Below are 14303 nucleotides of genomic sequence, written 5' to 3' on the forward strand. Positions count from 1 at the left end.
GTATGTTTACCGCGCCTGGAATTCACCGTATGCATCCCGCAACTGAGTAGGATATTCAGAGCGGTTTTTCATGCCCATTTGCTATGCATGTGTATCAACCGAAGGCATCGGTTATGCGGAATGATCCAGATCGCATGACCAAAACCGTTCGAATTGTGCGATCAGAGGCGTGCGTCTTTGAAATCAACCGTTTTCTTGGACGGTCGTGCAGCACGAATTCCGACCCCTTTCCCACCCCAATACGCAAGGCAGGACTGCCGAGATGAATGTCACTCACCAGAGCATCACGAATGTGCTTTCTCAGCATTATGACCTGACACCTTCGACCGGATTGGTCGCGGATATGCAGGATATCTATGCACGGATGGACCGGGTGGTGGCGCCACCGGATTTCGCGATCTATGCGCCCTATATCAAGGCGATCAATGCGCTTAAAAAAGAGCGGAACGCGGTCATTCTGGGCCATAACTACATGACGCCTGAAATTTTCCATGGCGTGTCGGATTTTGTGGGTGACAGTCTGCAACTGGCGATGAAGGCCAGCGACGTCGAAGCCGACGTGATCGTACAGGCGGGCGTGCATTTCATGGCCGAAACCTCGAAAATCCTGAGCCCCCAGAAAACCGTGCTGATGCCAGACATGGCCGCGGGTTGTTCGCTGGCCGAAAGCATCACCGCCGAGGGGATTGACGAGATGCGCGCCAAATATCCCGGCGCGCCGGTCGTCTCTTATGTGAACACCACCGCCGAGGTGAAGGCGGCATCCGATATCTGCTGCACATCGTCCAATGCCGTTCAGATCGTCGATGCGATGGAATCCGACACCGTCATCATGACGCCGGACCAGTATCTGGCGCAGAACGTGGCAAATGAAAGCCGCAAGAACATCGTGTACTGGCCGGGCTCGTGCATCGTGCATGAACAATACACAGCGCAGGACCTGCGCGATTTTCGCAAATGGAATCCGGGCACGCGGTTGATTGCCCACCCGGAATGCCCGCCCGAAGTGGTGGCCGAGGCCGATTTCTCTGGCTCGACCAGCGGGATCATCAAATATGTCAGCACCGAGAAGCCCGAAAAGGCGATGCTGATCACCGAATGCTCGATGGCCTCGAACATCGCCGATGAACTGCCCGAGGTCGACTTTGTCGGCCCCTGTAACATGTGCCCCTACATGAAGAAGATCACGCTGCAAAAGATCCTCTATGTGCTGCACACGATGGAAGGTCAGGTCGAGGTTGACGCCAAGATCGCAGAAAAAGCGCGCCATTCGGTGCAGGCGATGATCGACCTGTCGCGAAAGCTGGGTCTCTGATCCGAGATGGAAACCCTCACCACCGACCGCGTTATCATCGTGGGCGCCGGGCTGGGCGCGCTCTATGCTGCGCTGAAGCTGGCGCCGCATCCGGTGGTGATGATCTCTCCTGAGGCGTTGGGTGAAGGTGCAAGTTCCGCCTGGGCGCAAGGCGGGGTGGCTGCGGCGATGGACGCCCATGACAGCCCGGAAAGCCATGCGGACGACACTGTAAATGCCGGTGCGGGCACCGTGGATCCGCAGGTTGCCGAATTGGTGACGCGTCAGGCACGCGACTATATTCTGGACCTGACCACGCTGGGCACGCCTTTCGACCGGACCGCGGGCGGCGATTACGTGCTGTCGCGCGAGGCCGCGCACAGCTTTGCCCGCGTCGTCCGGGTCAAGGGCGATCAGGCGGGCGCACAGATCATGGCCGCCCTGATCGAGCAGGTCCGGGAAACACCCTCGATCCAGGTGCTGGAGGGCACCATGGCCCTTGGGCTGGACGTCGAGGATGGGCGTGTTACCGGCGTCAGCATTCAGCGTGCGGATAAGGGCGGGTCAGCCCCAGTGATGCTGCGCGGGGCTGCCGTGTTGCTGGCCGGGGGCGGGTCCGGTGGGCTCTATGCGCTGACCACCAACCCGCCGCGTATCCGTGGGCAGGTCATCGGTATGGCTGCGCGCGCGGGGGCGCTGATTGCGGATGCCGAATTTGTGCAGTTTCACCCCACCGCCATGGATGTCGGCGAAGACCCTGCGCCGCTGGCAACCGAAGCGCTGCGCGGTGAAGGCGCCATTCTCGTCAACCGTCATGGCGCGCGGTTCATGCAGGCCATCCACCCGGATGCCGAGCTTGCCCCGCGCGACGTCGTCGCCCGCGCCATCTATGCGCAGGTTCAGGCGGGCAACCGTCCCATGCTGGACACGCGCGAGGTTCTGGGCGAGGCGATCAAGGCTCAGTTCCCCTCGGTCGCGGAATATTGCGCCCGCAATGGGATCGACCCAGCGCAGGAGCCCATCCCCGTCGCCCCCGCAGCGCATTACCACATGGGTGGCATCGCAACCGACACCAGCGGATGCGCCAGTATCGACGGCTTATGGGTCTGCGGTGAGGCATCCTCGACCGGGTTGCACGGCGCCAACCGTCTGGCCTCGAACGGTCTACTTGAGGCGCTGGTCTACGCCCGCATCTGCGCGGAAGGCATCGCCCGGACCCTGCCAACACCTAGCGCGACGCCGCCGCTGGAAATCAACTTTCAGGACGGCAGCACTCCGTCAGACCCCGCCGCCGTGGCCGAGCTGCGCCAGACCATGACTCGCAATGTTGGCGTTATCCGTGATCGCAAGGGCCTGACCAAAGCGCTTGGCACCATCGCGCGGCTCGAGGCGGCAAACAGCGACAACCCGTCTTTCCTGAACATGTGTGCCACCGCCACTTTGATCGCCGCGGGCGCTTTGGCACGCAAAGAAAGCCGCGGCGCGCATGAACGATCCGATTTTCCCGACCCCTCGGCCGGACCCGGCAAAAGGTCCGAAATGTACTTTTCCCAAGCACTCGCCATCCGCGCGCAGGCCTGCAAGGAGCAATCATGAGCTTCTCTACCGTTCCCGATCTTGTCCTTGAACCGATGATCCGCATTGCCCTGATGGAAGATCTTGGCAGCTATGGCGACGTCACCACCCGCGCGGTGATCCCGGCGGATACCACCTATGATGCCTGCCTGAACGCGCGCGAGGATGCGGTCGTGTCCGGCATGCAAGTCGCGGCGCTGGCGTTTCGCCTGATCGACCCCTCATTGGACATCACCACGCATATTGCCGATGGCCAACCCTGTATGGCAGGCGATACGCTGATGACCATCAAGGGATCGGCCGCCTCAATCCTGTCGGGCGAACGGGTGGCCCTGAACTTTGCCGGTCGCCTGACCGGGATCGCCACAAAGACCGCCGGCTTCGTGGCTGAAACTAAAGGCACAAATGCCCGCGTCACCTGCACCCGCAAAACAACCCCTGGAATGCGTCTGGTTGAAAAACTGGCCGTGCTGCATGGCGGCGGCTTCAACCACCGTTACTCTCTGTCAGATGCGATCCTGATCAAGGACAACCACATCGCAGCCGCTGGCGGGGTGCGTCAGGTGCTGGAGGCCACCAAGGCACATGCCAGCCACATGATGGCCGTCGAGATTGAGGTGGACCGCCTGGACCAACTGGCCCAAGTGCTTGAGGTCGGAGGCGCCTCGGTCGTCCTGTTGGACAATATGGACAATGACATGCTGCGCGAGGCGGTGGCGATGGTGCATGGCAGGCTCAAGACCGAAGCCTCAGGCAATGTGAAACTGGAACGCATCGCCTCAATCGCGGCAACGGGTGTTGACTATATCTCTTCAGGTGCATTGACCCATTCGGCGCGCACCGTGGATTTGGGATTGGACTTTCCGGTCTAGACCACGGTCGCGCGTCAGCACTGACACATGGGCTACAGCTGCTAACCCTGTGCGCAAAGCTCCACCATTTCCCTGTGCCGGTCCCGCGCCTGCCCCTGTACACGCTTGACGAAGGGTTGAGGCAGCTCCGGGCCGAGACGTGTTCCATATTTTTCGCAGGATTTATCACCGATCAGCTCAGCGAACCTGACCCATGTGCGAAAGGCAAAAACGTCCCGCAAGCTGAGGATCGGTTTGGAATTGCTTGGTCTTTCCGGGGCAGGCATCGGAATGTCCGTGAAATACGCCTCTTCGATCCCGCTCCAATCGGATGGTGTTTCAAAGTCGTCCCCCGCACCCTCGGAATACTTAAACGCGGGGTATTCCATACTGTATTCAGAACATCCGTGGGATATTTTTGAGTGAACCCCGGTGATCTCAAATTCCGCCTGTGCGGCACGGAAAATCGCAAGACACTCTTTCGCCTCTGCGATCGACTCACAATAGATATACGCCTTATAGGGAAACTTGACCGCTTCGCGCAGCTCGATCATGCTTTTTCTGGCATTGTCCCTGGGCAGCTGCAGGTTGAGCAGCAAGAAATAGACCTGAAACATCCCCTCAAGGTTCTCAGGCAGGATCTGCACCTTGTAGCACTCGTGGCACAGGCCACAAATCACCTTGGTTTCTTCAAAGAAATTCAGGCGTTGGCCGCAATTCCCATGCTCGCCATTGATGGTGATGGTTTGACCCACATAGATCTGGGCGATGGGCACGGCCAACTGGATATTCTGTGTGTCCAGGGCTTTCATCCAACCGGAATAGGCGGCGGTCTGCCGTCCGGTGTCGACCAGGGCTGCCTGCCAGCCCTTTTTCAACCCGCCCGTCACCTCAAGCTGCGCTTTACTGTAGGCGCCCAGATGCTGTTTCGGCAGGTTGGAATATTCCAGCATCGTCACAAGCTGCCGGATGGCCTGTCGGTCATTGGGCTTGAGTGAAACCCGCTTCTCAAGACGTTCCAGCTGCGCGTAATCCATCACTCTGGCCTCCTGCTTCGGGTTTGGCCCGCCAGTTTTTCTTGTGATTGCGCCGAATGAGGTCGCCGTCAACTGAAATGCGCGAAACTGGCTAGCTGCCGGATTGTTCTGAGACGATCTCTCCGAGCCGGGTAAAGAATTTCCCCGACAGTTTCTTGGCAGTCCCGGCAATCAAACGGCTGCCAAGCTGGGCGATCTTGCCGCCGACATCCACCTTAGCAGTATAGGCAAGAACCGTCTCGGACCCGTCTTCGGTCAGGGTCACATCGGCACCGCCCTTGGCAAACCCGGCAGCCCCGCCTTTGCCCTCGCCCTGCAGCGAAAATCCGTCCGGTGCCTTGGATTTATCCAGCGTGACCTGACCCGCGAACCGCGCTTTCACCGGGCCGATTTTCAGAACCACCTTTGCCTCAAGGTCTTGCGGCGAAGATTGGGTCAGCTCTTCGCAGCCGGGGATACATTCCTGCAGGATATCGGGGTTGTTCAGCGCCTCATACACCACGTCCCGCGGGGCAGCGATGCGGATTTCGTCACTGAGTTCCATTCTGGCATCCTTCGCACAACAGCTTTGTGCCTATCAATAACGCGGTTTTTGCCAAATGTTTCAATTTTTTGTTTCAGATCAGGATACGCGACCCCAAACCTTACCTAATCGGGCGCCACCGGTTTGCGGTGAAGCCCAATGCGGTCAGTCGCTGATCGCGCCCTCTTCGTCGCGGCGCTGATGCATCTTGGCTTTGACACGCGCGCCTACGATCAGAGGCAGAACAAATCCGATCAGGGCAATGGACCACAAGCCGATGGCCAGCGGGCTGTCAACCAGCGTCCACCAGTTGCCATTGTCGATGGTGACTGCGCGGCGCAAGTTATTCTCCATCGAGTTGCCCAGCAGCGTGCCCAGAATGATCGGCACCAGCGGCACGTCCAGCTTGCGCAGAACCCAGCCCATGACACCGAACCCAATCATCACCAGTAGATCAAAGCTGGACCCCGAGATGCCGTAAATACCCACAAAGCTGACCATCGCCACGACGGGCATCAGGATACGCGAAGGCACCATCAGGACGCGGGTGAACAGGCCCACCATCGGGATATTCATCGCGAGCAACATGAAGTTGGCAATGAAGAGCGCAGCGATCAGGCCCCAGACCACATCCGGGTTCTGGGTAAACAGCAGCGGTCCGGGCGTGATATTCAACGCCAGCAGAACCGCCAGCAGCACGGCGGTGGTCCCTGACCCCGGCACGCCCAGCGCCAGCATCGGCACCAAGGCCCCCCCGGCGGCGGCGTTGTTGCCGGCCTCGGGCGCGGCGACGCCACGCGGATCACCGGTGCCAAATGTGTTGTCCTTGTCGACCAGCCGTTTCTCCATCGAATAGGAAATAAACGAGCCCAAAGACGCCCCGGCCCCCGGCAGAACCCCCGCCAGAAAGCCCAGGAATGAGGTGCGCAGCATGGTCGGCATGCATTGCTTGATCATTGACATCGGCGGGTAAAGCCGCCCGATATTCAACTTGCGCCCAGCGGCATCCGACCCGCCATGACGGTTTTCCAGAAAGATGAACACTTCGGACAGGGCAAACAGGCCGACAATGGCGACAAGGAAATCCAGCCCATCATACAGGTGCACCTCACCAAAGGTGAACCGCGGTACGCCGGTCTGGGTATCGACACCAATGGTCGCCAACCCAAGGCCCAGCGCAGCGGCAAAAGCCGATTTCGCCTGATTGGTCGAGGACACGCCGCCCAGCGTCATGAAGGCCAGCGCGAACAGGGCGAAATACTCAGCCGGTCCAAACAGCAGCGCGATCTTGACCAGCTGCGGCGCCAGAAAGATCAGGCCCCATGTGGCCAGAAACGCACCAATGAATGAGGCGATACCGGACAGCGAGAGCGCCTCGCCCGCAAGGCCTTTTTTGGCCATCGGATGCCCGTCCAAGCAGGTCATCATCGCAGGCTCGTCCCCAGGGATGTTCAGCAAGATCGACGAGATTCTCCCGCCATACATTGCCCCATAATAAACACTGGTCAGCAGGATCAGAGACGGCGTCGCGCCCAGCCCCAGCGTGAACGCAAGAGGAATCAGAATGGCCACGCCGTTCGACGGGCCCAGACCGGGCAACGCGCCCATGATCGTGCCCAGAAAACAACCCAACAGGGCCAGCAACAAGTTTTGCCATGTTAGCGCGATAGCGAATCCATCGCCAAGGGATGCAAGAGTTTCCATGACGTTCCCCTTAGAAACCCAATGGTCCGCGAGCCAGTGACAGGCCCAGAACCAGATGGAAGATGACGTAGATACCGACAGAAGTACCGATTCCGACCATTACGCTTTCGATCGGACCAGATCCCAGCCGCCAGGCCAGGTAAGCCGCAGCAAAGGCGGTAGAGATTACAAATCCCAGAACCGGCAACAGCTCGGCATAGAACATCATCACGACTACAGCGGCGCCGACTTCGACCAGCCGGCCCAGCGCGGGCCACTCGGGCTCGGCATCCGGGCGCAACGCGATGACCGCGCTGGAAAGGCCAAGGATGGCGGCGACAATCAGTGGAAAGGCCTTGGGGCCAACCGCGTCTGACAGAAAGCTCTCTTCAATCGCCAGCGCTGACAGGGCAAAGCCGATGGCAAGAAGAATGCCGAAGACCCCGAATATGCGATCACTCATGGGTATCTCCTATGTAAGGGAAGTATGGGTCTGGTCGGGGTGCCGCGCGCCCGGCGCGACACCCCGCTCTCAGGTGAGTGCCGGTCTTATTTGATGATCCCGATCTCTTTCGAGATGGTCTGGATCTGACCCACGGATTGCGCAACAAAATCCTGGAAAGCTGCGCCTTGCAGGTCCAGCGGGGCCAGACCATTGGCAGCCATGACCTCTTTCCATTCATCCGAGGCGTAAAGATCACCGATCTTACCAACCCAATCGCCATAGGCCTCATCGCTCATTCCGCCAGGGGCGTAGAACCCGCGCCAGTTTGCGCCGATGGCATCAATGCCCTGTTCCTTGGCCGTCGGGAAATCGGCGAATTCGCCGGGCAGACGTTCAGGCGCCAAAACGGCGATGACTTTGATATCGCCCGAGTCGACAAAACCCTTGGCTTCCGAGATGTCACCGGTAAAGGCTTGAACCGAACCGGCCAACAGCTGGGTCACAGCTTCGCCGCCGCCATCAAAGGCGATGTATTTGACCGACCTTACGTCCTCGATGCCATAGGCATTGGCCGCGATCAGAACCTTCAGGTGATCCCAACCGCCCACGGCGGAGCCGCCCGCCACGGACACAGACGTCGGATCGGATTTGATCTGATCCAACAGGTCGGGCAGCGTGTTAACCGCGCTATCGGCTGCAACGGCGATCACGCCATAATCCGCACCGATGGCCGCTAGCCAACGCACCTGATCCATGGTGTTGCCTGGATAGGCGCCCTGCGCCAGGCGGGTCGCCGTGGCTGCGCTGGCCGCTACGATCAGCTCATTATCCTCGCCGCGCTTGTTGACGACCTCGGCAAAGGCAACACCGCCACCGCCGCCGGCCAGGTTCACAACCTGCATGGTCTGGTCGATCAGACCCAGATCCTGCAGAGATTTACCGACCTGACGGCAGGTGAAATCCCAACCGCCGCCGGGGTTGGCCGGGGCAATACATTCCTGTGCGCTGGCGCTCACGCCGGACAGGGCAAAAACAGCAGCCGCAATCGCGCCGCTTGTTCCAAACAGTTTCATTCGTGTCTCCTCCTCTGGTCTTTTTGGGCTGCGTCCTGCAACCGAAACCTGTTCCCGCAAGGGACTGTCCTTGCGGGCTGGTACTGTTTACAGAATAATGCTGTCACGAACCTGTCACAGAAATTCAGGGCAGGGCGCGGGGGGACAATGCGCGTATTGATGATCGAGGATGCCGTAGATCTGGCCGAAGGCGTAATAGCTCATCTGGCGCGGTCGGGCGTCGTTTGTGATCTGGCGACCACCGTCGAATCCGCAGGTGATTTCCGCGCAGTTCAAACCTATGACGCGATGCTTCTGGATATAAACCTGCCTGACGGGTCCGGCCTGAACTTTCTGGGCAAAATCCGAGACAGCGGCGACCGCACCCCAGTGCTAATGCTGACGGCACTGACTTCGGTCGAAGATCGTGTCGCCGCTTTGGACAAAGGTGCCGACGATTATTTGGGCAAGCCTTTTGACCAGCGCGAGCTTGAGGCGCGGTTGCGCGCCCTTGTCCGGCGCGATGCCGATCGCAAAAGCGAACAGATCACGCTGGGTCCGCTGATCTATGCCGCCAAGGATCGCAGCGCCACGCTGAACGGTAAACGCCTGAACCTAACCGCGCGCGAGGCGGCGGTCCTGGACGCCCTGATCCGGCACGAAGGTCAGTATCTGTCGAAATCCCGGCTGTATAACTCGCTATATGGGTTCGAAGACGCCGATGTGGGGGAAAACGCGATCGAGCTGTATATCGCACGGCTCCGCAAAAAATTCACCGGCAGCGCCATCAGCATTACCACCCAGCGTGGGGTGGGGTATCGGATCGGTCTGAATGACTAGGCTGCGCCTGCCCCACAGCCTGACGGCCCGCGTTCTTAGCGCGGTGGTTTTGATCCTGATTCTGGGCGGGTTTCTCGTTGGTCTGTCGATCTGGGCCAATGGTCGCCTTGCTGCGCGGCAGGCCTATGACCGGCTGCTGCTGGGTGCGGCCAGCGACATTGCCGAATCCGTTCGCATTCAAGATGGCCAACCCTTTGTCGACCTTCCAGTCTCGGCCTTTCAACTGTTGGCACAGGCGCCTGATGACCGTATTTTCTATGCGGTTCAGGTACCGGATGGCCCGTTCATAACCGGGCTGGACCGGGACACCGTGATCGAGGTGCCGCCACAGACTGGCACTGCGCCGTTCTATTTCGCCGCTGATCTGAATGACGAACCCGCCCGTTTCGTCCGCGTTACCCGCCTGTTTGCCGAGCGCGATTTCTCGGGCGAGGTGGAAATTCTGGTCGGCCAAACCCTGCGCGCGCGCCAATCCATGACCGTGGGCCTGATGCGCGATGCCTTGCTGCCCATGGCGGTGGCTGGGATGTTGCTGCTGATCATGTCGTGGTTTGTCACCCGCTCGGCCCTGCGCCCGCTTGAGGCGCTGTCCGATGACCTGACCCGCCGCGATCCTTATGACCTGACACCGATGGCCAGCGACGGGTTGCCACGCGAATTGCAGGTGATGCTAAGCGCAATGAACCGGTTCATGGGGCGGCTGGACCGGCAAGTGGACACGATGCGCAACCTGATTGCCGACACCGCCCATCAGCTGCGCACACCCGTGGCCGCAATCCGGGTACAGGCCGAGATTGCGCAGGACGATCCCGGCCTTCCAGCCCGCACGCGCGCGCTGGATCGGCTGTTGGGGCGCACCCGGTCACTGGGCACGCTGCTGGATCAGTTGCTGTCGCGCGCCATGGTGATCCACCGTATCGACAGCGCCCCGCGGCTGCCCGTTGACCTACGCGAAGTGGCGCTGGACGTGCTGGAACACAGCGATCATGAATTGATGGCCCCCACCATCGAGGTGCGTCTGGAAATCGGCGATACGCCAGTTCTTGTGAATGGCGATGCCTTTTCGATCGGCGAAGCCGCCAAGAACCTGCTTGGCAACGCTCTGCGTCATGGTCTGCCACCCGTCCGTATTGGCGCCGCGCAAGAGGGCGCGCGCGCTGTTCTATGGGTGCGCGATCAGGGACCCGGGCCTGCGACCGTAATCGCTGATCAGCTGGGGGACCGGTTCAATCGCAGCACCGGTTCGGGCGAGGACAGCACCGGCCTGGGCCTGTCCATCGTGAAATCCACCGCTGAGGCCTTTGACGGCCGAGTTGAGATGGGGCGGGATGAAACCGGGTTTCGCGCTGCGCTGAGTTTCCCGGCCAGAACAGATGAGAGCAGCACATGATCCGAGCCCTAGCCCTTGTAGCGCTGAGTTTGATTCCTTCGCTTTCGCGCGCCCAAGAAGCCATCGCAGAATTCGGCGCAGGTCAGGATCCGATGTTGATCCGGTCAACCACCGACATTGCGATCATCGCCCCCGTGCTCGAACGATTCACGGCGCTGAACCCCAATCTGCAGGTCACTTATGAACAATGGGGATCTAACGCTCTGTTCCAACACAGCCGCACGGTCTGTAGATCAGGTGAGAATCCTGCAGACATCGTGTTCTCATCCGCGATTCAACAGATGGTTTGGCTGGTGAATTCGGCCTGCGGACACCGGTTTCAATCCGACCTTACCAATGCCCTGCCCGCCGCGCGACGCTGGCGGGATGAGCTGTGGGGGATCACCACCGAACCCGCCGTCATCGTCTACAACAAGACCTTGTTACAGGATCAGAACGTCCCACGCAGCCGGTTCGCCCTGCTGGACATGATGCGAACCCAGCCGGATCTACTGCGTGGGCGCGTGGCAACCTATGACATCGCGGCCTCGGGTCTGGGTTATCTGTTTGCCTATGGAGACAGCCTTGAGGCCACGACTTTCGGCTCTTTGATCGAAGGTTTTGCACGTATCGACGCGGTGGCCACTTGCTGTTCTGCGGAAATCATCCGCGATGTGGCCAATGGGCGCTTTTTGATCGCCTATAACGTTTTGGGGTCTTATGTGGCCAATGCCAAGGCCCCGGGCATTGGGGTGATCCTGCCAGAAGACTATACTCTGGTCCTGTCACGTGCCCTGATGATCCCGCGCCAGGCGCGGAACAAACAAGCCGCCACGGAATTCTTGGATTTTCTCCTGTCGCCACAGGCGCAAACCCTGCTGGCAACTTCGGGTCTCGTCGCCCAGATGGACACAGCCGATACGGGGTTAACGCCCAGCGCCCGAAGGTTCATCGCCCTGTCGCCGGCCCTATTGGTTGCCAGAGATCAGAACCGACGGGCCGAGCTGTTCAAGCTGTGGAACGACGCCTTCGACGTGGAAAGTGCGCGCTAGGTCTTTTCGTCGATGGCCGGTTCGATATCAGGCCGAACCGGTTCGATCTCTGCCTCAATAACCTCAGGCTCATCGGCCTCGTCGACCTCATCCATATCGGTGTCGGCCTTGTCCTCAAGCGCGCCAACGATCAGCGGCAGCATGTGAACACCGGTGGCCGAGGCGATCTCTGGAGTTTGAGGCGTTTGCCAGCTGAGCGTGTCAAAGCTGTGGCAGTTCTGACAGACCGGACCCCATTCCGGCTGAATGTCATGGCAGTTATCGCAGACCCATTGCGGCCCGCGCGGCGCGTTCAGCGCCTTTGCCAGCCAGCCCTGCACAACCACATCCGAGGCCCCTTCGCCGCGTTCAATCGCTGCCATCAGCGTGTAGGCGCGGGCATCAGCCTGTTTTTCGACCACATCCCCCAGCGCGCGGCGGGCTTCGGGGAAATCTTCGGCGACGATGTTCAACTCGGCCAGAATCAGGCAGGTTTCCGGATTCTGCGCGTGTATGCGGGTCAACGTCGCAAAGCGTTTGATGCGCTCGGCCGGTGATTCATCCGGTGCAATATCGGCAAAAGCATGGGCCAGATCGGGATGTGGCTGTGCCTCCCATGCTTTTTTCAGAATCTTCGTTGCGGCACGCGGCTTGCCTTTTTCGATATAGGCACGGGCAGCCATCGCTGCGGCAGGCACCAAATCAGGGGAAAGGCGGTTGGCCTCGATTGCCTGTTCCTGCTGTTCTACGGTCGAACTTTCGTCCAGAATGCCCTTTGCCTCGGACAAAGCGAGCACCGCATCGCGGCGCTTGAACACATCGCGCGGCAAATGCCCGGATTTCAGCTTGGCGGTCAGCGTTGATCGCGCCCCAGCCCAATCCTGCGACTTGGTCTGCAGGCCCAGCAGGATATCTTGCGTTTCCTGATGGCGTGGCTTGATGGCCAATGCCTTTTCGGCCAGCTTCCGGGCGGTGTCATCATCGCCTTCGGCCAGCTTCTGCTTCATGATACCGCGCACCCCCACAAAACGCGTGGCATTATTCGTCACCAGTTTCTTATAGGTTTCAGATGCCTTTTGGGTATCGCCATTCATCTCGGCGGCCTGGGCCACCAGCAGGTTGGTCAGCTCGGGTTTGTTCAGCAGCTTTTCGGCCTTGGCGGCCTTGTTCATCGCGATCCGCCCCTCACCCGAGGCAAGCGCCATGATCCCATCGGTTAATGCCTGATATCCGCGCTGTTCCCGGCTGCGGTCGAAATAGCGCGACAGGGCTGTTTCATCCCCGTTGAGGAATTTCAGCGTGGCGATCAGCAGGGTCAGCAGCTTGAAGAACAGCCAGATCGCAATGATCATCACGCCCAGCGCAATGACCGATTGAAGCGGACCAAGCGTGTATTCCGTGCCACCCGCTGTGATCTGCACCCCGCCTTTGGTTTCCATAAGGAACCCGGCGCCAAGAGCCAACAAGCCGACAATCGCAACAAAAACAAGGATCTTAAACAGTGACCACAGCATAGCAGGCCCCTCAGTTCGAGTTCGCGCTTGAGGCAAGCGCATTTGCAGAATCCACAGCAGAAACCCGCGTCTGGGCCGCCTGTTCCCACCCTTCAAATGCAGCTTTGGCTGCATCGGGCAGGGATTTCAGCTCATCCAGGGCAGCAGAGACATCTCCGCCCGACAAAGCGGCTTGAGCCCGCGATAGGACCGCATCGGGGCTGTCACCTTCTTGCGGGGTAACCGAACGTGCACCTGTCTGGCGCTGCAAAAACGCGACAATTCCGGTGCCCTTGTCCGCGTCCCGCGCATCTGCCAACGCCGTGCGCGCAGCGGGCGCAAAGCTGTCCTGAAGTGCTGCAATCGTAGCGACACCTTCGGTTGCCGGTGCTGCCAGCGCCTCGGGAACGGTTACGCCTGCGGCCTTCAGTTCGGCGATCAGGTCGCCATAAGGTTGACCCGTATTCAACTGTTCATGCACCCGTGACAGAAGGGCTGCATTGGTCGCCGCCAGCGATTTTGCTGCAGCCTCGGCCTCGAGCGTCTGAGCGTCGGACACCATCTTTTCCACCTCGGCCCGTTGCGCGGCCAAAGAGTCCTGGAGTTTTTTCAGCTCGGCCTCGATGGCCGCGCCGGTTTCAGGTGAAGCGCCCTGCGTCAGCGCGCCACTTTCCAACTCGGCCAAACGGCTGGCAAGCGGATCAACCTTGTTGGTCAGATCGGATATGCTGGACTTCACCCCATCCAGATCAGCGGTGATTGGCGCGATTTGGCTGGTCAGCGCGTCAATCTTCTGGGTCAGGTCCGACCCGTCGGTCAGAGACTTCGACAGTGTTGATATCTGATCGGATTGTGCGGTCAGCTTCGCCTCAAGCGCGGCGATTGCGTCGGACTCACCCGAGGAGAACGCGCCGCTTTGACCCAGAGCGAACCCGGCCGCCGCAGCAATCGCACCGCCAATCAGCGCCGGGATAAAGCCGCCGCGTTTTTCGACCGGCGGTTCTGCGACGGTCTGATCAGGCGACGTAAGAGAGGCTTCGGCTTCGGCTTCGGCTTCGGCTTCGGCTTCGGCTTCGGCTTCGGCTTCGGCTTCGGCTTCGGCTTCGGCTT

The 14303-nt window shown here is 60.0% G+C and carries 13 protein-coding genes; 6 read left to right on the forward strand and 7 right to left on the reverse strand.

Features of this window, described 5'->3' with window-relative positions; genetic code table 11:
• Positions 1-262: 262 nt before the first annotated feature.
• Genes nadA through nadC form a run of 3 tightly spaced genes read left to right on the forward strand, consistent with a single transcriptional unit; the run spans position 263 to position 3741 of the window.
• Entirely contained in the window at positions 263-1315 is a 1053-nt protein-coding gene (nadA, locus tag AC2FH0_RS20345; protein ID WP_496790207.1) for a quinolinate synthase NadA, read from the forward strand.
• 6 nt (positions 1316-1321) lie between these two features.
• The gene (locus tag AC2FH0_RS20350) at positions 1322-2890 is read left to right on the forward strand and encodes an L-aspartate oxidase (protein ID WP_496790209.1); all 1569 of its coding nucleotides are present in this window, start codon (positions 1322-1324) and stop codon (positions 2888-2890) included.
• On the forward strand, positions 2887-3741 hold the full coding sequence (gene nadC / locus AC2FH0_RS20355; protein ID WP_496790210.1) for a carboxylating nicotinate-nucleotide diphosphorylase: 855 nt from the start codon (positions 2887-2889) through the stop codon (positions 3739-3741). The genes AC2FH0_RS20350 and nadC overlap by 4 nt, the downstream gene beginning before the upstream one ends.
• Before the next feature lie 41 nt (positions 3742-3782).
• Here the strand turns inward: nadC and AC2FH0_RS20360 are convergent, their stop codons facing one another.
• The 5 genes from AC2FH0_RS20360 to AC2FH0_RS20380 form a co-directional block, all read right to left on the reverse strand.
• Complete coding sequence (locus tag AC2FH0_RS20360) at positions 3783-4757, reverse strand: hypothetical protein (protein ID WP_496703587.1); 975 nt, start codon at positions 4755-4757, stop codon at positions 3783-3785.
• A 91-nt stretch (positions 4758-4848) separates the two neighbouring features.
• A complete protein-coding gene (locus AC2FH0_RS20365; RefSeq protein ID WP_142637510.1) occupies positions 4849-5301 on the reverse strand; it encodes an SRPBCC family protein in 453 nt (150 codons plus the stop codon).
• A gap of 144 nt (positions 5302-5445) precedes the next feature.
• Positions 5446-6984, reverse strand: a complete 1539-nt coding sequence (locus AC2FH0_RS20370; RefSeq protein WP_142637508.1) for a tripartite tricarboxylate transporter permease — start codon at positions 6982-6984, stop codon at positions 5446-5448.
• Between the two features lie 10 nt (positions 6985-6994).
• A complete protein-coding gene (locus tag AC2FH0_RS20375; protein WP_496693124.1) occupies positions 6995-7426 on the reverse strand; it encodes a tripartite tricarboxylate transporter TctB family protein in 432 nt (143 codons plus the stop codon).
• 86 nt (positions 7427-7512) lie between these two features.
• Positions 7513-8481, reverse strand: a complete 969-nt coding sequence (locus tag AC2FH0_RS20380; protein ID WP_142637503.1) for a Bug family tripartite tricarboxylate transporter substrate binding protein — start codon at positions 8479-8481, stop codon at positions 7513-7515.
• A 147-nt stretch (positions 8482-8628) separates the two neighbouring features.
• Here AC2FH0_RS20380 and AC2FH0_RS20385 point away from each other — a divergent pair, with 147 nt between their 5' ends.
• From AC2FH0_RS20385 to AC2FH0_RS20395, 3 genes are read left to right on the forward strand one after another with little or no spacing between them, the layout of a single operon-like run.
• Complete coding sequence (locus AC2FH0_RS20385) at positions 8629-9300, forward strand: response regulator transcription factor (RefSeq protein WP_142637501.1); 672 nt, start codon at positions 8629-8631, stop codon at positions 9298-9300.
• On the forward strand, positions 9293-10690 hold the full coding sequence (locus tag AC2FH0_RS20390) for a sensor histidine kinase (RefSeq protein WP_496790211.1): 1398 nt from the start codon (positions 9293-9295) through the stop codon (positions 10688-10690). The genes AC2FH0_RS20385 and AC2FH0_RS20390 overlap by 8 nt, the downstream gene beginning before the upstream one ends.
• A complete protein-coding gene (locus AC2FH0_RS20395; protein WP_496790213.1) occupies positions 10687-11721 on the forward strand; it encodes an ABC transporter substrate-binding protein in 1035 nt (344 codons plus the stop codon). Before AC2FH0_RS20390 ends, AC2FH0_RS20395 begins: the two co-directional genes overlap by 4 nt.
• On the opposite strand, the gene AC2FH0_RS20400 is transcribed toward AC2FH0_RS20395, so the two are convergent.
• Both AC2FH0_RS20400 and AC2FH0_RS20405 read right to left on the reverse strand, forming a co-directional pair.
• A complete protein-coding gene (locus tag AC2FH0_RS20400; RefSeq protein WP_271950672.1) occupies positions 11718-13214 on the reverse strand; it encodes a heme biosynthesis protein HemY in 1497 nt (498 codons plus the stop codon). The two genes, AC2FH0_RS20395 and AC2FH0_RS20400, sit on opposite strands and share 4 nt — an antisense overlap.
• A 10-nt stretch (positions 13215-13224) precedes the next feature.
• The coding region (locus AC2FH0_RS20405; protein ID WP_496709968.1) for a COG4223 family protein at positions 13225-14303 on the reverse strand (1079 nt) is incomplete at its 5' end.

The organism is Ruegeria sp. CDSC051 (genome assembly GCF_059610665.1).

Bases quoted from the DNA above. Each gene is read 5' to 3' on its own strand.
- nadA (WP_496790207.1), top strand. From the start codon at position 263: ATGAATGTCACTCACCAGAGCATCACGAATGTGCTTTCTCAGCATTAT.
- AC2FH0_RS20350 (WP_496790209.1), top strand. From the start codon at position 1,322: ATGGAAACCCTCACCACCGACCGCGTTATCATCGTGGGCGCCGGGCTG.
- nadC (WP_496790210.1), top strand. From the start codon at position 2,887: ATGAGCTTCTCTACCGTTCCCGATCTTGTCCTTGAACCGATGATCCGC.
- AC2FH0_RS20360 (WP_496703587.1), bottom strand. From the start codon at position 4,757: ATGGATTACGCGCAGCTGGAACGTCTTGAGAAGCGGGTTTCACTCAAG.
- AC2FH0_RS20365 (WP_142637510.1), bottom strand. From the start codon at position 5,301: ATGGAACTCAGTGACGAAATCCGCATCGCTGCCCCGCGGGACGTGGTG.
- AC2FH0_RS20370 (WP_142637508.1), bottom strand. From the start codon at position 6,984: ATGGAAACTCTTGCATCCCTTGGCGATGGATTCGCTATCGCGCTAACA.
- AC2FH0_RS20375 (WP_496693124.1), bottom strand. From the start codon at position 7,426: ATGAGTGATCGCATATTCGGGGTCTTCGGCATTCTTCTTGCCATCGGC.
- AC2FH0_RS20380 (WP_142637503.1), bottom strand. From the start codon at position 8,481: ATGAAACTGTTTGGAACAAGCGGCGCGATTGCGGCTGCTGTTTTTGCC.
- AC2FH0_RS20385 (WP_142637501.1), top strand. From the start codon at position 8,629: ATGCGCGTATTGATGATCGAGGATGCCGTAGATCTGGCCGAAGGCGTA.
- AC2FH0_RS20390 (WP_496790211.1), top strand. From the start codon at position 9,293: ATGACTAGGCTGCGCCTGCCCCACAGCCTGACGGCCCGCGTTCTTAGC.
- AC2FH0_RS20395 (WP_496790213.1), top strand. From the start codon at position 10,687: ATGATCCGAGCCCTAGCCCTTGTAGCGCTGAGTTTGATTCCTTCGCTT.
- AC2FH0_RS20400 (WP_271950672.1), bottom strand. From the start codon at position 13,214: ATGCTGTGGTCACTGTTTAAGATCCTTGTTTTTGTTGCGATTGTCGGC.